We start from the raw sequence: 20,239 nt of genomic DNA, 5'->3' as shown, positions 1-20,239 counted from the left end.
GTTCAGAATGACGCATGAAATCACGTTTCACTTTCGAATCATGAGCGAATATGCGCGAAATCAAACAATTCATGTTTTTACTATGGCTAAATGGTAAAAAACGAACTTCAGAGGGATAACAATGAAAACTCGCGACTCGCAATCAAGTGACGTGATTATCATTGGTGGCGGCGCAACGGGAGCCGGGATTGCCCGCGACTGTGCCCTGCGCGGGCTGCGCGTGATTTTGGTTGAGCGCCACGACATCGCAACCGGTGCCACCGGGCGTAACCACGGCCTGCTGCACAGCGGTGCGCGCTATGCGGTAACCGATGCGGAATCGGCCCGCGAATGCATTAGTGAAAACCAGATCCTGAAACGCATTGCACGTCACTGCGTTGAACCAACCAACGGCCTGTTTATTACCCTGCCGGAAGATGACCTCTCCTTCCAGGCCACTTTTATTCGCGCCTGCGAAGAAGCAGGGATCAGCGCAGAAGCTATAGACCCGCAGCAAGCGCGCATTATCGAACCTGCCGTTAACCCGGCACTGATTGGCGCGGTGAAAGTTCCGGATGGCACCGTTGATCCATTTCGTCTGACCGCAGCAAACATGCTGGATGCCAAAGAACACGGTGCCGTTATCCTTACCGCTCATGAAGTCACGGGGCTGATTCGTGAAGGCGCGACGGTGTGCGGTGTTCGTGTACGTAACCATCTCACCGGCGAAACTCAGGCCCTTCATGCACCTGTCGTGGTTAATGCCGCTGGGATCTGGGGGCAACACATTGCCGAATATGCCGATCTGCGCATTCGCATGTTCCCGGCGAAAGGATCGCTGCTGATCATGGATCACCGCATTAACCAGCATGTGATCAACCGCTGCCGTAAACCTTCCGACGCCGATATTCTGGTGCCTGGCGATACCATTTCGCTGATTGGCACCACCTCTTTACGTATTGATTACAACGAGATTGACGATAATCGAGTGACGGCAGAAGAGGTTGATATTCTGCTGCGTGAAGGGGAAAAACTGGCCCCCGTGATGGCGAAAACGCGCATTTTGCGGGCCTATTCTGGCGTGCGCCCGCTGGTTGCCAGCGATGACGACCCGAGCGGACGTAACGTCAGCCGTGGCATCGTGCTGCTCGACCATGCTGAACGCGATGGTCTGGACGGATTTATCACCATCACCGGTGGCAAACTGATGACCTATCGGCTGATGGCTGAATGGGCTACCGACGCGGTATGCCGCAAACTGGGCAACACGCGCCCCTGTACGACTGCCGATCTGGCACTGCCTGGTTCACAAGAACCCGCTGAAGTTACCTTGCGTAAAGTCATCTCCCTGCCTGCCCCGCTGCGCGGTTCTGCGGTTTATCGTCATGGCGATCGCACGCCTGCCTGGCTGAGCGAAGGCCGTCTGCATCGTAGCCTGGTATGTGAGTGCGAAGCGGTAACTGCGGGTGAAGTTCAGTACGCGGTAGAAAATTTAAACGTTAATAGCCTGCTGGATTTACGCCGTCGTACCCGTGTGGGGATGGGTACCTGCCAGGGCGAACTCTGCGCCTGCCGCGCTGCCGGACTGCTGCAACGTTTTAACGTCACGACGTCCGCGCAATCTATCGAGCAACTTTCCACCTTCCTTAACGAACGCTGGAAAGGCGTGCAACCCATCGCCTGGGGAGATGCACTGCGCGAAAGCGAATTTACCCGCTGGGTTTATCAGGGATTGTGTGGTCTGGAGAAGGAACAGAAAGATGCGCTTTGATACTGTCATTATGGGCGGCGGCCTCGCCGGATTACTCTGTGGCCTGCAACTGCAAAAACACGGCCTGCGCTGTGCCATTGTCACGCGTGGTCAAAGCGCGCTGCATTTCTCATCCGGTTCGCTGGATTTGCTGAGCCATCTGCCTGATGGTCAACCGGTGACAGACATTCACAGTGGACTGGAATCTTTGCGTCAGCAGGCACCAGCCCATCCTTACAGTCTTCTCGAACCACAACGCGTGCTCGATCTCGCTTGCCAGGCGCAGGCATTGATCGCTGAAAGCGGTGCGCAATTGCAGGGCAGCGTGGAACTGGCCCATCAGCGCGTTACCCCGCTCGGCACTTTGCGTGCAACCTGGTTAAGTTCGCCAGAAGTTCCCGTCTGGCCGCTACCCGCGAAGAAGATATGTGTAGTGGGGATAAGCGGGCTGATGGATTTCCAGGCGCATCTTGCGGCGGCTTCGTTGCGCGAACTGGATCTTTCGGTTGAAACCGCAGAAATAGAGCTGCCGGAACTGGATGTCCTGCGCAATAACGCCACCGAATTTCGCGCGGTGAATATCGCCCGTTTCCTTGATAATGAAGAAAACTGGCCGCTGTTACTTGATGCGCTTATTCCTGTCGCCAATACCTGCGAAATGATCCTGATGCCCGCCTGCTTCGGCCTGGCCGATGACAAACTGTGGCGTTGGTTGAATGAAAAACTACCTTGTTCACTGATGCTTTTGCCAACGCTGCCGCCTTCCGTGCTGGGCATTCGTCTGCAAAACCAGTTACAGCGCCAGTTTGTGCGCCAGGGTGGCGTGTGGATGCCGGGCGATGAAGTGAAAAAAGTGACCTGTAAAAATGGCGTAGTGAATGAAATCTGGACCCGCAATCACGCCGATATTCCGCTACGTCCACGTTTCGCGGTTCTCGCCAGCGGCAGTTTCTTTAGTGGCGGACTGGTAGCGGAACGTAACGGCATTCGCGAGCCGATTCTCGGCCTTGATGTGCTACAAACCGCCACGCGGGGTGAATGGTATAAGGGCGATTTTTTTGCGCCGCAACCGTGGCAGCAGTTCGGTGTAACCACTGATGAGACGCTACGCCCGTCGCAGGCAGGGCAAACCATTGAGAACCTGTTTGCCATCGGTTCGGTGCTGGGCGGATTTGATCCCATCGCCCAGGGATGCGGCGGCGGTGTTTGTGCCGTCAGTGCTTTACATGCCGCTCAACAGATTGCCCAACGCGCAGGAGGCCAACAATGAACGACACCAGCTTCGAAAACTGCATTAAGTGCACCGTCTGCACCACCGCCTGCCCGGTGAGCCGGGTGAATCCCGGTTATCCAGGGCCAAAACAAGCCGGGCCGGATGGCGAGCGTCTGCGTTTGAAAGATGGCGCACTGTATGACGAGGCGCTGAAATATTGCATCAACTGCAAACGTTGTGAAGTCGCCTGCCCGTCCGATGTGAAGATTGGCGATATTATCCAGCGCGCGCGGGCAAAATATGACACCACGCGCCCGTCGCTGCGTAATTTTGTGTTGAGTCATACCGACCTGATGGGTAGCGTTTCCACGCCGTTCGCACCAATCGTCAACACCGCTACCTCGCTGAAACCGGTGCGGCAGCTGCTTGATGCGGCGTTAAAAATCGATCATCGCCGCACGCTACCGAAATACTCCTTCGGCACGTTCCGTCGCTGGTATCGCAGCATAGCGGCTCAGCAAGCACAATATAAAGACCAGGTCGCTTTCTTTCACGGCTGCTTCGTTAACTACAACCATCCGCAGTTAGGTAAAGATTTAATTAAAGTGCTCAACGCAATGGGTACCGGTGTACAACTGCTCAGCAAAGAAAAATGCTGCGGCGTACCGCTAATCGCCAACGGCTTTACCGATAAAGCACGCAAACAGGCAATTACGAATGTAGAGTCGATCCGCGAAGCTGTGGGAGTAAAAGGCATTCCGGTGATTGCCACCTCCTCAACCTGTACATTTGCCCTGCGCGACGAATACCCGGAAGTGCTGAATGTCGACAACAAAGGCTTGCGCGATCATATCGAACTGGCAACCCGCTGGCTGTGGCGCAAGCTGGACGAAGGCAAAACGTTACCGCTGAAACCGCTGCCGCTGAAAGTGGTTTATCACACTCCGTGCCATATGGAAAAAATGGGCTGGACGCTCTACACCCTGGAGCTGTTGCGTAAAATCCCGGGGCTTGAGTTAACGGTGCTGGATTCCCAGTGCTGCGGTATTGCGGGTACTTACGGTTTCAAAAAAGAGAACTACCCCACCTCACAAGCCATCGGTGCGCCACTGTTCCGCCAGATAGAAGAGAGCGGCGCGGATCTGGTCATCACCGACTGCGAAACCTGCAAATGGCAGATTGAGATGTCCACGAGCCTTCGCTGCGAACATCCGATTACGCTACTGGCCCAGGCGCTGGCTTAACCGACCTTTTGATGCCCGGTAAGCACATTGCTTATCGGGCATTTTTGCGAGCGCGATTCCACGCACCATGTATGCGTTGCAACGCTTTGAAAATTCCTCTGAAAATGTCTCGCAAAGGCTGAAACTGACAGATGTCAAAGGCCCGGGATAGACGTAATGTCGCGTCATCATAAATATCAGGTGACGGACAACCATGACCGAATCAACAACATCCTCCCCGCATGATGCGGTGTTTAAAACCTTTATGTTCACACCCGAAACCGCACGGGATTTTCTCGAAATACATTTACCAGAACCACTGCGCAAGCTTTGCAACCTGCAAACCTTACGCCTGGAACCCACTAGTTTTATTGAAAAAAGTTTACACGCTTACTACTCGGATGTTTTGTGGTCCGTGGAAACCAGCGACGGTGACGGCTATATCTACTGCGTGATTGAACATCAAAGCTCTGCAGAAAAGAATATGGCTTTTCGGCTAATGCGCTATGCCACTGCCGCCATGCAGCGTCAACTGGATAAAGGCTATGACAGAGTTCCGCTGGTGGTGCCATTGCTGTTTTATCATGGCGAAACATCGCCCTACCCGTACTCACTTAACTGGCTGGATGAGTTTGACGATCCGCAACTTGCCCGGCAGTTGTACACCGAAGCTTTTCCGTTGGTGGATATCACCATCGTACCTGACGATGAGATCATGCAACATCGGCGTATAGCTCTGCTGGAACTGATTCAAAAGCATATTCGCGACCGCGATTTAATCGGCATGGTTGACAGGATCACCACGCTTTTGGTTAGAGGCTTCACTAATGACAGCCAGCTACAAACACTGTTTAATTATCTGCTGCAATGCGGCGATACCTCCCGTTTCACCCGTTTTATTGAGGAGATTGCCGAACGTTCACCACTACAAAAGGAGAGATTAATGACTATTGCTGAACGGCTACGGCAGGAAGGGCATCAAATTGGCTGGCAGGAAGGTATGCATGAACAAGCCATTAAAATTGCTTTGCGCATGCTGGAACAGGGCATTGATCGTGACCAGGTGCTCGCGGCCACCCAGCTAAGCGAAGCCGATCTGGCAGCGAATAACCACTAATTAACACAGGCCCACAGCCGATCCCCATGGGCCTTTGATATCAATAACTACCTTTTATGCGTGGCCCATTTTTGCCTGATTTAAACATCGCCAGTCGTTGATCCAGGGCATCGCTGTAGAGCATCGTGTCAACGCCAACAGCGACAAAGTTCGCTCCCCACGCCAGGCATTGCTGCGCCATATCAGGAGCCACAGCCAGAAAACCAGCCGCTTTACCCGCAGCACGGATCCGCCGAATACTGGTTTCAATAATTCGCTGCACTTCCGGGTGCCCGGCGTTATCCGGGTAGCCCAACGACGCAGAAAGATCCGCTGGTCCAATAAACACGCCATCAATCCCTTCGACGTCGAGGATCTCGTCCAGGTTATCCAGTGCCGTTTTACTTTCCACCTGCACTAACAGACAAAGCGAATCGTTGACTTGCGCCATGTAATTCTCAATGCGTCCCCAGCGCGCAGCCCGTGCCACACTGGCCCCAACACCACGCTCACCGTAGGGAGGGTTGGACAAGTTTTGCCGGAGGGGGAATGTGCCGGTGCAGTAAACCGGCACAGAGTGGCGGAATCAGACAGATAAGGTCATGGACTCAATAACCTCAATCCAGCCATGCTCACTGGCGATATCCTGGCCGTTTAACCAACGGCGCAGCATATTCAGTGCCATCATTGCGCACACTTCCTGACGGATAGCCAGGCTGTAGCGCGTAGTGCTGAAACGCACACGCAGAGCGAAAGTGCCGTCTGGTGTGGCTAGCGCAAAGTTGAGATGTTCGTTCTCGAAACCCGAAACAGCCAGTGCCAGCCCGGCAAAATGGTTGGCCCGCCGTTCTGTAATCCAGTGCGCAGTTTGCGCCAGGGTTTCTTCCTGTGAAGGAACCACTTCACACGCCAGCAATGGAGCACCTGCGCGAGAAAGTTGCAAAGCCAATAAACCACCGGTGAATTGCTCGCTCAACGTCAGGCTGAACTGGCGGTTTTGCAATTCGCGACTGATCTGCGCGGGCAGTCCTTCGGTGCCTTCGAAAATCACGCTCTGTCCGGCAACACGTTTAACGTCCAGCCACAGTTTTTCCATCGCCTGTTGCTCGCTTGCCGGTCCGGTGAGTTTCAGTTCGATAATCGGCATTGAAGAGCGATAGCCCATTGTTACGCCCGGCGGCAGTTGTAGAGTGTCCAGGCTTTGTGCCAGATCGCTTTCCGAACGACCAAAGGTAGTTAAACGCAGACAAACCGGCGGCTGTGGTAAAGAAAAACGCTCGCGCAGACGCGGCAGGATTTCGTGCTCGACCATCACCTTAAATTCTGACGGTACGCCGGGAGTAAAGAACATCAGGCAACGATTAAGCTGCACGGCAAAACCACAGGCGGTGCCTACCGGGTTATTGATAAATTCAGCACTGGCAGGCAGCTCCGCTTGTTTACGGTTGCTCGGTGCCATTACTCGTCCACGTTCGTGGAAATAGCGTTCCATCTCTTTGAGCCAGGCTTCATGCAGCACCATGCCTTCACCTTTTGCTGTCGCAGCGGCGAGTGCGCTTAAATCATCGCTGGTCGGTCCCAGCCCGCCGTTAACGATCAGCACATCGGCGTGCTGACTACGTTCGCGAAGAATGGTGACTAAGTCATCAAGGTTATCCCCCACCGTATTGCGGCGAGATAATGGCAGCCCCTGATGAAAGAAAAAATCGGCCAGCCAGGCAGCGTTAGTGTCAACGATTTGCCCGTGTAACACTTCATCCCCGGTGGATAGCATTTCCACTTTTAACATGGTTATCTCCTGCTTTTGTTATCGAATCACTATAACGCAAAGGGAGATAAGGCGTAGTAAGAAACTGAATGGCGCGACAGAATGCCGCGCCGGAAGGGATCAGAAACTGGCGTTAACCCCAACATACGGGCCGTCAGCCACGGCGTTGTCGCGGTTACCGTCTTTACCCGACAGATTCAGGTAGCGATAACCCGCCTCAATACTGACTGGACGCATAATGGTGTAACGCGCGCCAGCATTCGCTTCCTCATAACTTTGAATACCGCTGGAGAGCGAATCCGGAGAGTAGTAATACTCGCCAAACAAACGGAAGCTGTTGCCAATTTTCCACTGCAAACCACCTCCTACCGCTGCGGCATAACCTTCATCGCCGTAATTCGGGTTGGTGTAAACGCCTTTTCCGCCAACGGTCGCCATTAACGGCCCGAGAGGCAGATTCAACCCCAGCCCCACGCCCGCGACGTCACCGTCGTCGTCGTTATGTGTCCAGTTACCGCTTAAAGCCAGGCCCGTCGATTCAGTCCCAAAACCGACACCAATATTGGTGTATTCTTTACCCGCCTGGCCGCTGATGCTCATTGCATTGACCGATGCAGAAACCAACAGCATTCCGGCCAGACCTGCTAGCGCAATTTTTTTCATTATCCCCTTTCCCACAAGCAATTAATCAAAATTCCCAAAGCTGCGGGATTGTACTGCCTGGCACAGAGGATTCAATGAGCGAAAAAAGGGATCTAGTCACTTATTGTAACTAAATACTTCTTAAATAATTAAACGCCGAAAAAATAAACACACTTTACCGATACACACAAAAATAATAATAAGTGCAGTTATCATTGCAAAAGAGATTACTGTCACTTTCACATATTTCTGAGTTACCGTATTCTCATGGTTTCTTTTTATTTATAAGGAATACCCCTATGCGACAACGGACTATTGTATGCCCTTTGATTCAAAATGATGGTGCTTATTTGCTGTGTAAAATGGCCGACGATCGCGGCGTTTTCCCCGGTCAATGGGCGCTTTCGGGTGGCGGCGTGGAGTCTGGCGAACGAATTGAAGAGGCACTACGCCGCGAAATTCGCGAAGAACTGGGAGAACAGCTGCTTTTGACAGAAATCACGCCGTGGACCTTCAGCGATGATATTCGCACCAAGACGTATGCAGATGGTCGCAAGGAAGAGATTTATATGATTTACCTGATTTTTGACTGCGTTTCTGCCAACCGAGAAGTGAAAATAAACGAAGAGTTTCAGGACTACGCGTGGGTAAAACCTGAAGATCTGGTGCATTATGATTTAAATGTTGCCACCCGAAAAACGTTACGTTTGAAAGGTCTTCTTTAACAATGATGACAGCCATCACTGGCTGTCAGATTGAAAATTTAGTGGTTAACGAATTCCCCATCCAGATAAACTTTGCCTTTTTCCACATGCATGACTAAACCATCCAGATAATCAGGTTTAAATGTCGCATCACGCTTATTTTTAGCAATATATGTCAGGCAATGATTATGGGTGAAAATAACGATATTTTTATCAGGCGCTTTGCTTTGTAAGTCCTTAATTGCACTATAAATCTCATTACCGCACTGAAGAAGTCGTTTATCTACCGTCAGCTTTTTACCCGCGGAAAACCAGGTCGCCGACTGAATGGTCCGGACGGTATTACTGGAATAAAGATCGAAATCAGGGATGTCAGCGCTAAAAGCGTTGCCCAGTTCACGGGCATCCTGGGTACCTTTAACCGTAATACCTGTTTTATCTGACAAGCATTGATTGGTTGAACGATCGCAACGTTCAGCATGGCGAAACAAAACGACAACCGGGTGCTGCTGTGCCAGTCTGGCCAATGTTTTATTGTCGATACGTGGCAAACCATTGCTACTCCAGGCGGCATGAGTACCCAGTCCGGCAATTGCAGCGAGCGCCAGTAAAATGATGAAATATTTTTTTGACTTCAATGATGAGCGGCAAAAAGCTAACACGTAAACTCCACCTATAGACAAGCGCAACCAGACAATTACCGTAAAATTGAGCGACATTTCTGGCGATAATTAGCAGTTGGTGTAATATTAAAAATCCTACGATGTCGGCAAAATGCCTCAAAATTTTGCCAAATGCAAAGCCTAAATAAGAAAAAATATAAAAATTTCAATATTTACGTCTAATATTAGTTTCTTAAGGTTAAGTTAATATTCTATCCTTAAAATTTCGCTCCAAATGGCAAAATATACACAACACTCTTTATAGCAAATATAAGTGGACAGGTATTCAATGGCGGAAGGAAAAGCAATGTCAGAATTTTTGCCTTTTTCGCGACCAGCAATGGGCGTGGAGGAACTCGCTGCAGTTAAAGAGGTTCTCGAATCCGGTTGGATCACAACCGGTCCGAAGAATCAGGCGCTTGAGCAAGCCTTTTGCCAGTTGACGGGAAATCAGCATGCCATCGCGGTCAGTTCAGCCACCGCCGGAATGCATATCACGCTAATGGCGTTGGAAATTGGCAAGGGCGATGAAGTGATTACGCCTTCCCTGACCTGGGTTTCAACCCTCAATATGATTTCCTTGTTGGGTGCAACGCCGGTAATGGTGGATGTCGACCGCGATACGCTGATGGTCACGCCTGAAGCGATCGAGTCAGCCATAACGCCACGCACTAAAGCCATCATTCCGGTGCATTATGCCGGTGCGCCAGCAGATATTGACGCCATTCGCGCCATTGGCGAACGTTACGGCATCGCAGTTATCGAAGATGCTGCCCATGCCGTCGGTACGTATTACAAAGGGCGACATATTGGCGCAAAAGGTACCGCTATTTTTTCATTTCATGCCATTAAAAATATTACCTGTGCGGAAGGTGGCCTGATTGTAACTGATAATGAAAACCTTGCCCGCCAGCTACGGATGCTGAAATTTCACGGTCTGGGTGTCGATGCCTATGACAGACAAACCTGGGGCCGTGCACCGCAGGCTGAAGTCTTAACACCGGGCTATAAGTACAATCTGACCGATATTAACGCCGCGATTGCCCTGACACAGTTAGCAAAATTAGAGCACCTCAACACCCGTCGGCGCGAAATTGCCCAGCAATATCAGCAAGCACTGGCAGCTCTCCCCTTTCAGCCATTAAGCCTTCCCGCCTGGCCGCACGTTCACGCCTGGCATCTGTTTATTATTCGTGTCGATGAACAACGTTGTGGTATCAGTCGCGATGCGTTGATGGAAGCGTTAAAAGAAAGAGGCATTGGTACCGGGTTACATTTCCGCGCCGCTCACACACAAAAATATTATCGCGAGCGTTTTCCCACGCTGTCGTTACCGAATACCGAATGGAATAGCGAACGCATCTGTTCTTTGCCGCTGTTCCCGGATATGACTACCGCCGATGCCGACCGTGTCATCACAGCCCTTCAGCAACTCGCAGGACAATAAGCCATGTTTGAAATCCACCCTGTTAAGAAAGTCTCGGTGGTTATTCCCGTTTATAACGAGCAGGAAAGCTTACCGGAATTAATCAGGCGCACCACCACAGCCTGTGAATCGTTGGGGAAAGAGTATGAGATCCTGCTGATTGATGACGGCAGTAGCGATAATTCCGCGCAAATGCTGGTCGAAGCCTCACAAGCGGAGAACAGCCATATTGTGTCTATTTTGCTTAACCGCAATTACGGGCAACATTCAGCGATTATGGCGGGATTCAGTCACGTTACCGGCGACTTAATTATTACCCTTGATGCCGATCTCCAGAATCCGCCAGAAGAAATCCCCCGCCTGGTGGCAAAAGCCGATGAAGGTTACGACGTGGTAGGGACTGTACGCCAGAACCGCCAGGACAGCTGGTTTCGTAAAACAGCTTCGAAGATGATTAACCGGCTTATTCAGCGCACCACCGGCAAAGCGATGGGTGACTACGGTTGTATGCTGCGCGCCTATCGCCGTCATATTGTCGATGCGATGTTGCACTGCCATGAACGTAGCACCTTTATCCCGATTCTGGCGAATATCTTCGCCCGCCGTGCCATTGAAATTCCAGTACATCATTCCGAGCGTGAGTTTGGTGAATCCAAATACAGTTTTATGCGCCTGATTAATTTGATGTACGACCTGGTGACCTGCCTTACCACAACGCCGCTACGTATGCTGAGTCTGCTCGGCAGCATTATTGCGATTGGAGGTTTTAGCATTGCGGTGCTGCTGGTGATTTTACGCCTGACCTTCGGACCACAATGGGCGGCAGAAGGCGTCTTTATGCTATTTGCCGTGCTGTTTACTTTTATTGGCGCTCAGTTTATCGGCATGGGATTACTCGGTGAATATATCGGCAGGATCTACACCGATGTCCGCGCCCGCCCCCGCTATTTTGTTCAGCAAGTTATCCGTCCATCCAGCAAGGAAAATGAATAATGAAAACCGTCGTTTTTGCCTACCACGATATGGGATGCCTCGGTATTGAAGCTCTGCTGGCTGCCGGTTACGAAATTAGCGCCATTTTTACCCATACCGATAATCCCGGTGAAAAAGCCTTTTATGGTTCGGTGGCTCATCTGGCGGCGGAAAGAGGCATTCCGGTTTATGCGCCGGATAACGTTAATCATCCGCTGTGGGTGGAACGCATTGCCCAACTGTCACCAGAGGTGATTTTCTCTTTTTATTATCGCCATCTTATTTGCGACGAGATTTTGCAGCTCGCTCCCGCAGGTGCATTTAATCTGCACGGTTCGCTGTTACCAAAATATCGTGGTCGCGCGCCGCTGAACTGGGTGCTGGTGAACGGTGAAACGGAAACGGGCGTTACATTGCACCGAATGGTAAAACGTGCCGATGCTGGGGCCATTGTGGCGCAACTGCGCGTTGCCATTGCGCCAGACGATATCGCTATTACGCTGCATCATAAATTGTGCCATGCCGCGCGCCAGCTACTGGAACAGACATTACCCGCCATTAAACACGGTAATATTCTGGAAATCGCCCAGCGCGAAAACGAAGCCACCTGTTTTGGTCGCAGAACGCCGGATGACAGTTTCCTTGAATGGCATAAACCGGCATCCGTACTGCACAACATGGTACGTGCCGTTGCCGATCCGTGGCCGGGTGCCTTCAGCTATGTTGGCAATCAGAAATTTACCGTCTGGTCGTCGCGTGTTCATCCTCATGCCAGCAAAGCACAGCCGGGGAGCGTGATTTCTATTGCACCGCTGTTGATTGCCTGTGGCGATGGCGCGCTGGAAATCGTCACCGGACAGGCGGGCGACGGCATTACTATGCAGGGCTCGCAATTAGCGCAGACGCTGGGCCTGGTGCAAGGTTCACGCTTGAATAGCCAGCCTGCCTGCACCGCCCGACGCCGTACCCGGGTACTCATCCTCGGGGTAAATGGCTTTATTGGCAACCATCTGACAGAACGCCTGCTGCGCGAAGATCATTATGAAGTTTACGGTCTGGATATTGGCAGCGATGCGATAAGCCGTTTTCTGAATCATCCGCATTTTCACTTTGTCGAAGGCGATATCAGTATTCATTCCGAATGGATTGAGTATCACGTCAAAAAATGTGATGTCGTCTTGCCGCTGGTGGCGATAGCCACGCCGATTGAATATACCCGCAACCCGCTGCGCGTATTTGAACTCGATTTTGAAGAGAATCTGCGCATTATCCGCTACTGCGTGAAGTACCGTAAGCGAATCATCTTCCCGTCAACTTCAGAAGTTTATGGGATGTGTAGCGATAAATACTTCGATGAGGACCATTCTAATTTAATCGTCGGCCCGGTGAATAAACCACGCTGGATTTATTCGGTATCAAAACAATTACTTGATCGGGTGATCTGGGCCTATGGCGAAAAAGAGGGTTTACAGTTCACCCTCTTCCGCCCGTTTAACTGGATGGGACCGCGACTGGATAACCTTAATGCGGCACGAATCGGCAGCTCCCGCGCTATTACGCAACTCATTCTCAATCTGGTAGAAGGTTCACCGATTAAGCTGATTGATGGCGGAAAACAAAAACGCTGCTTTACTGATATTCGCGATGGTATCGAGGCGTTATACCGCATTATCGAAAATGCGGGAAATCGCTGCGACGGTGAAATTATCAACATTGGCAATCCTGAGAACGAAGCGAGCATTGAGGAACTGGGCGAGATGCTGCTGGCGAGCTTCGAAAAACATCCGCTGCGCCATCATTTCCCACCGTTTGCGGGCTTTCGCGTTGTCGAAAGTAGCAGCTACTACGGCAAAGGATATCAGGACGTAGAGCATCGTAAACCGAGCATCCGCAATGCCCACCGCTGCCTGGACTGGGAGCCGAAAATTGATATGCAGGAAACCATCGACGAAACGCTGGATTTCTTCCTGCGCACCGTTGATCTTACGGATAAACCATCATGACCAAAGTAGGCTTACGCATTGATGTCGATACCTTTCGTGGCACCCGTGAAGGCGTGCCGCGTCTGCTGGAAATCTTGAGTAAGCATAATATTCAGGCCAGCATTTTTTTCAGCGTCGGCCCGGACAATATGGGCCGCCATCTCTGGCGACTGGTGAAGCCACAGTTTTTGTGGAAGATGCTGCGCTCAAATGCGGCATCGCTTTATGGCTGGGATATTTTACTGGCAGGTACGGCCTGGCCAGGTAAAGAGATTGGTCATGCCAATGCCGATATCATTCGTGAAGCGGCTAAACATCACGAAGTCGGCCTGCACGCCTGGGATCACCATGCCTGGCAAGCCCGTAGCGGTAACTGGGATCGGCAAACAATGATCGACGATATTGCACGCGGTCTTCGCACTCTGGAAGAGATTATCGGTCAACCGGTAACCTGTTCTGCCGCTGCGGGCTGGCGTGCCGACCAGAAGGTGATCGAAGCAAAAGAAGCGTTCCATTTGCGCTACAACAGCGATTGTCGTGGGGCCATGCCGTTCCGTCCATTGCTCGAATCAGGAAACCCTGGCACTGCGCAAATTCCGGTGACCTTACCCACCTGGGATGAAGTGATTGGTCGGGATGTGAAAGCAGAAGATTTTAACGGTTGGTTACTCAACCGCATCCTGCGAGATAAAGGCACGCCGGTTTATACCATTCATGCAGAAGTTGAAGGCTGCGCTTATCAGCATAATTTTGTGGATCTCCTCAAACGCGCAGCTCAGGAAGGCGTGACATTTTGCCCTTTAAGCGAACTGTTATCAGAGACGTTGCCGCTCGGACAAGTTGTTCGCGGAAATATTGCCGGACGTGAAGGCTGGCTGGGTTGCCAACAAATTGCGGGTAGTCGCTGATGAAATCGGTACGTTACCTTATCGGCCTCTTCGCGTTTATTGCCTGCTATTACCTGTTACCGATCAGCACGCGTCTGCTCTGGCAACCCGATGAAACGCGTTATGCGGAAATCAGTCGAGAAATGCTGGCATCCGGCGACTGGATTGTGCCCCATCTGTTAGGGCTACGTTATTTCGAAAAACCCATTGCCGGATACTGGATTAACAGCATTGGGCAATGGCTATTTGGCGCGAATAACTTTGGTGTGCGGGCAGGCGTTATCTTTGCGACCCTGTTAACTGCCGCGCTGGTGACCTGGTTTACTCTGCGCTTATGGCGCGATAAACGTCTGGCTCTACTCGCCACAGTAATTTATCTCTCATTGTTTATTGTCTATGCCATCGGCACTTATGCCGTGCTCGATCCGTTTATTGCATTCTGGCTGGTGGCGGGAATGTGCAGCTTCTGGCTGGCAATGCAGGCACAGACGTGGAAAGGCAAAAGCGCAGGATTTTTACTGCTGGGAATCACCTGCGGCATGGGGGTGATGACCAAAGGTTTTCTCGCCCTTGCCGTGCCGGTATTAAGCGTGCTGCCATGGGTAGCGACGCAAAAACGCTGGAAAGATCTCTTTATTTACGGCTGGCTGGCGGTTATCAGTTGCGTACTGACGGTTCTCCCTTGGGGACTGGCGATAGCGCAGCGGGAGCCTGACTTCTGGCACTATTTTTTCTGGGTTGAGCATATTCAACGCTTTGCACTGGATGATGCCCAACATAGAGCTCCGTTCTGGTACTACGTGCCGGTCATCATTGCCGGTAGCCTGCCGTGGCTGGGATTACTCCCCGGTGCACTGTACACAGGCTGGGAAAACCGCAAGCATTCCGCAACCGTCTATTTGTTGAGCTGGACGATAATGCCGCTGCTGTTTTTCTCCGTCGCTAAAGGTAAATTGCCCACCTATATTCTTTCCTGCTTTGCATCTCTGGCAATGCTGATGGCGCATTACGCTTTGCTGGCAGCAAAAAATAATCCTCTGGCGCTGCGGATTAATGGCTGGATTAACATCGCTTTTGGCGTCACTGGCATTATTGCCACATTTGTGGTCTCCCCGTGGGGACCAATGAACACGCCGGTGTGGCAAACCTTCGAGAGCTATAAAGTCTTTTGTGCCTGGTCGATTTTTTCGCTATGGGCATTTTTCGGCTGGTACACCTTAACAAACGTCGAAAAGACCTGGCCTTTTGCCGCGCTTTGCCCGCTGGGGCTGGCGTTGCTGGTAGGATTTTCAATTCCTGACAGAGTTATGGAAGGAAAACATCCGCAATTTTTTGTCGAGATGACACAAGAATCACTTCAGCCAAGCCGCTATATTCTTACTGATAGCGTCGGTGTTGCCGCAGGTCTGGCATGGAGCCTGCAACGCGATGACATCATCATGTATCGCCAGACAGGTGAGTTGAAATACGGCCTTAATTATCCGGATGCGAAAGGGAGATTTGTCAGCGGTGATGAGTTCGCAAACTGGCTTAATCAACATCGTCAGGAGGGGATTATTACTCTCGTGCTTTCGGTTGACCGCGATGAAGATATCAACAGTCTCGCCATTCCGCCCGCAGATGCCATCGATCGTCAGGAGCGTCTGGTGCTGATTCAGTATCGTCCCAAATGATCTGGCTAACATTAGTCTTTGCCAGCTTGCTTAGCGTTGCCGGGCAGTTGTGTCAGAAACAGGCAACCTGCTTTGTGGCGATAAACAAACGGCGCAAACATATCGTGCTGTGGCTGGGACTGGCGCTGGCTTGTCTTGGTCTTGCCATGGTGCTCTGGCTGCTGGTCTTGCAGAACGTACCGGTAGGCATTGCCTACCCGATGTTAAGTCTGAATTTTGTCTGGGTGACGCTGGCTGCAGTAAAACTGTGGCACGAACCGGTATCGCCGCGTCACTGGTGTGGGGTGGCGTTCATTATTGGTGGCATTGTGATCCTCGGGAGTACGGTGTAATGGGCCTGATGTGGGGATTATTCAGCGTCATTATTGCCTCAGTTGCGCAATTAAGCCTGGGTTTTGCGGCGAGTCATCTGCCGCCGATGACGCACTTATGGGATTTTATCGCGGCTCTGTTAGCTTTTGGCCTGGATGCCCGGATACTGTTACTCGGGCTGCTGGGTTATCTGCTTTCCGTTTTTTGTTGGTATAAAACGCTACATAAACTTGCGCTAAGCAAAGCCTATGCCTTGCTCAGTATGAGTTATGTGCTGGTATGGATTGCTTCAATGGTACTTCCCGGCTGGGAAGGGACTTTTTCGCTGAAAGCACTACTGGGAGTAGCCTGTATTATGAGCGGGTTGATGCTGATTTTCCTGCCCATGACAAAACAACGTTACTGAGTTTTCCCTGCCACTTTACACTGCCGTTCCCACTCATCGGGGCTATAACTGCTTGCCGAGAGGACTTTCACCGTATGCAGCTTTTCACGATTAATACAATAAAGCGCATTCTGCAAAGGCGAGAGTAAATCCCCCACTTTCACGGCGAAGTCACTCTTCACTTCGGCGATCATTTTTATCGCGCCGCCAGCATCGCAGAGCATAAGTACATGTCTGTTATCTTGTTTATTGCAGCACGATTTTTTGACCAGCCATTCCATTGCATTATCCTGTTTGCTAAGAGTTTTCACATCAATTTACAGATTAACAGATAAACTCTTTATCAACGGCAATGGAATGGCAGAAATGAGAAGTGAAACGGAGGGTTAATTATTGCTGACGTTGCACCCACTCTTTTAGCGCCTGACGTGAAATTTTAATACCGCCGTTTTTCAGTTCAGGCGGCAACGTTAACCAACGCACCGGTTGCTGAAAACTGGCCAGCTTATCTTTCACCCATTCACTAAGATCAACGCTCTCGTGGTCATACTCCATCACCGCCACCGGTCGATGACCAAACTCCTTGTCGGCAACGGGGACGATAAACACCTGCAAAACCGCAGGATGTGCAGCAATTACGCGCTCGACTTCTTCCGGCTGAATACCCTCTCCGCCACTGAAGAATAGATTGTCTAAACGTCCGACAATGGTCAGCTTGCCATTATGCATCTCACCGCGATCGCGCGTAGCGTACCAGCCTTCGTCATTAACCAGTGAAACCAGTTGCCCGTTACGCCAGTAACCTTCTGCCATACTGGCAGCCCGCAGCCACACTTCATTATTAACGATTTTCACTTCCCGACCCGGCAGCGGCGAACCAACGTCTGCCAGGCCGTCGGCTTCTTTCGCACACACCGTGGAGGCAAACTCGGTCAGACCATAGCCGCAAAAGCAACGAATCCCCTGCTCGCGCGCCTGTTCCGTCAACTCGACCGGGATAGCCGCGCCGCCAAGTAACACCGCTTTCAGGGAAACGGAACTGCGGTTAACCAGCAAACGCCAGAGTTGTGTTGGCACCAGTGAAGCATGAGTACAGCCTGCCAGCATTTGCTCCAATGGCTGTTTATCACGCACCGTCATCCGCGCACCAGCGTATAACCAGCGCCACATAATTCCCTGACCGGAGACGTGAAACAGCGGTAAAGAGAGCAACCAGTCATCGTGATCGCCAAACGGAATCAACGATAACACCCCTTCGGCACTGGCAAGATGGGCCTGATAAGTATGGACAGCGGCTTTCGGCAACCCGGTAGAACCCGAGGTCAACGTCATTGAGCACAGACGCGTCGGCTGCCACGTAGCGGCATGTGCGCCTTCAACCCGCTGAATGTGCAGCGACGTTAACGCCGGAAACGTGTTTTCCCCATCCGGCACCAGCGCAAATTGCAGCGTCAGATTGGGCAGCAATTCTTCAAGCAACGGTTGCGGCAGCTGAGGGTTCACGGGCAACACCCGCGCCCCGCATTGCAGTAACGCCAGCCAGGCGAGCAGCGTTTGCGGCGTATTCCACGCCCGCAACATCACGCCGCTGCCCTCAACAACGCCCTGCGCCGCAAAGCCTGAGGCTAATTCATCGACGCGAGCACAAAGCTCGCGCCAGTTAAGTTGCTCGTCATTAAGACGTAAGGCGATGGCTTCTCCCCGCACTTGCCGCCAGTGACGCCACGGCCAGTCAGAGAAGATCATAACAACCGCTCCAGTGCATCAACTTCCACGACAGGCAGCGTGCTACCCGGCCAGCGACGTACCTGCTGCGCCTGCATCAGATCCAGCGTGTCCAGCCCTGGAATGGTGTCCGGCGTTAACCAGGCGGCAATCCGCGCCAGTTGCGTTAAGCCTAAGCTCGATTCAATGGAAGAACTGATCACCGCCGTCAGCCCCAGCGCGTGCGCCGCCTGTACCTGCTCGCGTACTTTCTCCAGACTGCCCGTGAGCGTGGGTTTGATAACTACCGCGCGCACTCCCTCTTCAGCCACAAAGGCAAAATCCGGCTCGCGCAAGCTTTCATCCCAGGCAATGGCAATGCCGGTTTCACGGGCAAACGCTCGCGAATCATCGCGGGTTTTGCACGGCTCTTCGAGAAACGCGATGCGGTGGCGATAATCCGGGTTAACATATTTGGCAAACTGCTGGCCTTTCAGCGGTGTCCAGGCGCGATTTGCGTCAAGACGCAAATGCAGATCCGGAATTGCCTCCAGCAACAGATTAACCACCATGCCGTCGCGCACGGCTTCGTACAATCCCACTTTGACCTTCGCCACTTTCTCGCCTGGCATATCAGCAAGTTTGAGGATCAGATCGTCAGGATCGCCATTACACAGTGGTGCCGCACGGTAATTGGCCGCCTGCGGGAGCGTATCTGCCAGCTCCGCCAATGCACAGCTTACGCCAAAGGCAACGGAAGGCATCTGCGGTAGCTCGCAATCGCCTGCCAGCCAGTTATTTACCCAGGCAAGCAGCACGCTTTGCGCCTCTTCCCAGGTTTCCTGGCTGAAGCCCGGCAGTGGGGAGATCTCCCCCCACCCTTCGCGCTCGCCCTCACGCAGGCAAACGTACAGCCCGTCGCGGGTTTTTAACCGCCTGTCGCGCAGAACCACCCCCGCGTCCATGGGGATCTGCCAGCGGTATACCTGCGCGCTACGCATTACGGATTCCGTTTAAATTTGCTGAAATCAGGCTGACGTTTCTGGTTGAAAGCGTTGCGACCTTCCTGACCTTCTTCCGTCATGTAGAACAGCATGGTGGCGTTGCCCGCCAGCTCCTGCAGCCCCGCCTGCCCGTCACAGTCGGCGTTCAGCGCAGCTTTCAGGCAGCGCAGCGCCATCGGGCTGTTTTGCAGCATTTCGCGGCACCAACGGACGGTTTCTTTTTCCAGATCCGCCAGCGGTACCACGGTGTTGACAAGGCCCATATCCAGCGCCTGTTTTGCGTCGTACTGACGGCACAGGAACCAGATTTCTCGCGCTTTTTTCTGCCCGACGATACGAGCCATGTAGGAAGCGCCCCAGCCGCCGTCGAAGGAACCGACTTTCGGGCCAGTCTGACCGAAGATGGCATTATCTGCTGCGATAGTCAGGTCGCACATCATGTGCAGAACGTGACCACCGCCGATGGAGTAGCCAGCCACCATCGCGACAACCGGTTTCGGACAGGTACGGATCTGACGCTGGAAGTCCAGCACGTTCAAGTGATGTACGCCGGAATCATCTTTATAGCCGCCGTAATCACCACGCACTTTCTGGTCACCACCGGAGCAGAACGCTTTATCGCCTGCGCCAGTCAGAATGATCACGCCGATATTGTCGTCATAACGCGCATCTGCCAGTGCCTGGATCATCTCTTTTACCGTCAGAGGACGGAAGGCATTGCGCACCTGCGGACGATTAATGGTGATTTTTGCGATACCGTCGGTGGATTTTTCATAACGAATGTCCTCGAAACCTTCGGAGCAGTCGTGCCATTCAACCGGTGCGTAAAGCATTGCTTCATCAGGATAAATCATATT

General features: G+C 52.2%; 19 protein-coding genes and 1 pseudogene. 12 read left to right on the top strand and 8 right to left on the bottom strand.

Annotation, left to right across the window (positions count from 1 at the left end; translation table 11 throughout):
- The first annotated feature begins 121 nt into the window (after nt 1-121).
- The 4 genes from glpA to HGD79_RS23535 all read left to right on the top strand — a co-directional run bounded on the left by glpA (nt 122) and on the right by HGD79_RS23535 (nt 5,282).
- Nucleotides 122-1,750 (top strand): anaerobic glycerol-3-phosphate dehydrogenase subunit A, encoded by a 1,629-nt coding sequence (glpA, locus tag HGD79_RS23550; RefSeq protein ID WP_000857257.1) that lies wholly within the window; start codon nt 122-124, stop codon nt 1,748-1,750.
- Complete coding sequence (gene glpB / locus HGD79_RS23545; protein ID WP_001209921.1) at nt 1,740-2,999, top strand: glycerol-3-phosphate dehydrogenase subunit GlpB; 1,260 nt, start codon at nt 1,740-1,742, stop codon at nt 2,997-2,999. Before glpA ends, glpB begins: the two co-directional genes overlap by 11 nt.
- Nucleotides 2,996-4,186 carry an anaerobic glycerol-3-phosphate dehydrogenase subunit GlpC gene (gene glpC / locus HGD79_RS23540; protein WP_001000358.1) on the top strand — a complete coding sequence of 397 codons (1,191 nt, stop codon included), beginning with the start codon at nt 2,996-2,998 and terminating at the stop codon, nt 4,184-4,186. The genes glpB and glpC overlap by 4 nt, the downstream gene beginning before the upstream one ends.
- Nucleotides 4,187-4,379: 193 nt before the next feature.
- Nucleotides 4,380-5,282, top strand: a complete 903-nt coding sequence (locus HGD79_RS23535) for an ISNCY family transposase (protein WP_168848518.1) — start codon at nt 4,380-4,382, stop codon at nt 5,280-5,282.
- Between the two features lie 40 nt (nt 5,283-5,322).
- On the opposite strand, the pseudogene HGD79_RS23530 reads toward HGD79_RS23535, so the two are convergent.
- From HGD79_RS23530 to HGD79_RS23520, 3 genes and pseudogenes are all read right to left on the bottom strand, one after another.
- A pseudogene (locus HGD79_RS23530) lies at nt 5,323-5,784 on the bottom strand (aldolase/citrate lyase family protein); the annotation flags it as partial.
- A 63-nt stretch (nt 5,785-5,847) separates the two neighbouring features.
- The gene (locus tag HGD79_RS23525; RefSeq protein WP_000921642.1) at nt 5,848-7,050 is read right to left on the bottom strand and encodes a nicotinamide mononucleotide deamidase-related protein YfaY; all 1,203 of its coding nucleotides are present in this window, start codon (nt 7,048-7,050) and stop codon (nt 5,848-5,850) included.
- 99 nt (nt 7,051-7,149) lie between these two features.
- The gene (locus tag HGD79_RS23520) at nt 7,150-7,692 is read right to left on the bottom strand and encodes a YfaZ family outer membrane protein (protein WP_000717009.1); all 543 of its coding nucleotides are present in this window, start codon (nt 7,690-7,692) and stop codon (nt 7,150-7,152) included.
- Nucleotides 7,693-7,970: 278 nt separating this feature from the next.
- On the opposite strand from HGD79_RS23520, the gene nudI reads away from it, so the two are divergent.
- On the top strand, nt 7,971-8,396 hold the full coding sequence (gene nudI, locus HGD79_RS23515; RefSeq protein WP_001249889.1) for a nucleoside triphosphatase NudI: 426 nt from the start codon (nt 7,971-7,973) through the stop codon (nt 8,394-8,396).
- 38 nt (nt 8,397-8,434) lie between these two features.
- Here nudI and ais read toward each other — a convergent pair whose 3' ends face one another.
- On the bottom strand, nt 8,435-9,037 hold the full coding sequence (ais, locus tag HGD79_RS23510; RefSeq protein ID WP_001297077.1) for a lipopolysaccharide core heptose(II)-phosphate phosphatase Ais: 603 nt from the start codon (nt 9,035-9,037) through the stop codon (nt 8,435-8,437).
- A gap of 307 nt (nt 9,038-9,344) precedes the next feature.
- Here ais and arnB point away from each other — a divergent pair, with 307 nt between their 5' ends.
- The 7 genes from arnB to arnF are packed head-to-tail and all read left to right on the top strand — an operon-like array spanning nt 9,345 to nt 16,695.
- Nucleotides 9,345-10,484 carry a UDP-4-amino-4-deoxy-L-arabinose aminotransferase gene (gene arnB / locus HGD79_RS23505; RefSeq protein WP_001388277.1) on the top strand — a complete coding sequence of 380 codons (1,140 nt, stop codon included), beginning with the start codon at nt 9,345-9,347 and terminating at the stop codon, nt 10,482-10,484.
- A gap of 3 nt (nt 10,485-10,487) precedes the next feature.
- Entirely contained in the window at nt 10,488-11,456 is a 969-nt protein-coding gene (gene arnC / locus HGD79_RS23500; RefSeq protein ID WP_096147447.1) for an undecaprenyl-phosphate 4-deoxy-4-formamido-L-arabinose transferase, read from the top strand.
- On the top strand, nt 11,456-13,438 hold the full coding sequence (gene arnA, locus HGD79_RS23495) for a bifunctional UDP-4-amino-4-deoxy-L-arabinose formyltransferase/UDP-glucuronic acid oxidase ArnA (RefSeq protein ID WP_000860245.1): 1,983 nt from the start codon (nt 11,456-11,458) through the stop codon (nt 13,436-13,438). Before arnC ends, arnA begins: the two co-directional genes overlap by 1 nt.
- Nucleotides 13,435-14,325 carry a 4-deoxy-4-formamido-L-arabinose-phosphoundecaprenol deformylase gene (gene arnD, locus HGD79_RS23490; RefSeq protein WP_000169728.1) on the top strand — a complete coding sequence of 297 codons (891 nt, stop codon included), beginning with the start codon at nt 13,435-13,437 and terminating at the stop codon, nt 14,323-14,325. Before arnA ends, arnD begins: the two co-directional genes overlap by 4 nt.
- On the top strand, nt 14,325-15,977 hold the full coding sequence (gene arnT, locus HGD79_RS23485; RefSeq protein ID WP_096147448.1) for a lipid IV(A) 4-amino-4-deoxy-L-arabinosyltransferase: 1,653 nt from the start codon (nt 14,325-14,327) through the stop codon (nt 15,975-15,977). Before arnD ends, arnT begins: the two co-directional genes overlap by 1 nt.
- A complete protein-coding gene (arnE, locus tag HGD79_RS23480; RefSeq protein WP_000638031.1) occupies nt 15,974-16,309 on the top strand; it encodes a 4-amino-4-deoxy-L-arabinose-phosphoundecaprenol flippase subunit ArnE in 336 nt (111 codons plus the stop codon). The genes arnT and arnE overlap by 4 nt, the downstream gene beginning before the upstream one ends.
- Complete coding sequence (gene arnF, locus HGD79_RS23475; protein WP_000523879.1) at nt 16,309-16,695, top strand: 4-amino-4-deoxy-L-arabinose-phosphoundecaprenol flippase subunit ArnF; 387 nt, start codon at nt 16,309-16,311, stop codon at nt 16,693-16,695. The genes arnE and arnF overlap by 1 nt, the downstream gene beginning before the upstream one ends.
- Here arnF and pmrD read toward each other — a convergent pair.
- The 4 genes from pmrD to menB form a co-directional block, all read right to left on the bottom strand.
- Complete coding sequence (gene pmrD / locus HGD79_RS23470; RefSeq protein WP_001295285.1) at nt 16,689-16,955, bottom strand: signal transduction protein PmrD; 267 nt, start codon at nt 16,953-16,955, stop codon at nt 16,689-16,691. The genes arnF and pmrD overlap by 7 nt on opposite strands.
- 109 nt (nt 16,956-17,064) lie before the next feature.
- A complete protein-coding gene (gene menE / locus HGD79_RS23465) occupies nt 17,065-18,420 on the bottom strand; it encodes an o-succinylbenzoate--CoA ligase (RefSeq protein WP_000577554.1) in 1,356 nt (451 codons plus the stop codon).
- On the bottom strand, nt 18,417-19,379 hold the full coding sequence (gene menC / locus HGD79_RS23460) for an o-succinylbenzoate synthase (RefSeq protein WP_001255609.1): 963 nt from the start codon (nt 19,377-19,379) through the stop codon (nt 18,417-18,419). The genes menE and menC overlap by 4 nt, the downstream gene beginning before the upstream one ends.
- On the bottom strand, nt 19,379-20,236 hold the full coding sequence (gene menB / locus HGD79_RS23455; RefSeq protein WP_000639996.1) for a 1,4-dihydroxy-2-naphthoyl-CoA synthase: 858 nt from the start codon (nt 20,234-20,236) through the stop codon (nt 19,379-19,381). Before menB ends, menC begins: the two co-directional genes overlap by 1 nt.
- Between the last annotated feature and the right edge of the window lie 3 nt (nt 20,237-20,239).

The sequence above is a fragment of the Escherichia sp. SCLE84 genome (genome assembly GCF_012584495.1).
GTDB lineage: Bacteria > Pseudomonadota > Gammaproteobacteria > Enterobacterales > Enterobacteriaceae > ECMA0423.
This window is presented reverse-complemented; position numbering and strand designations above follow the sequence as displayed.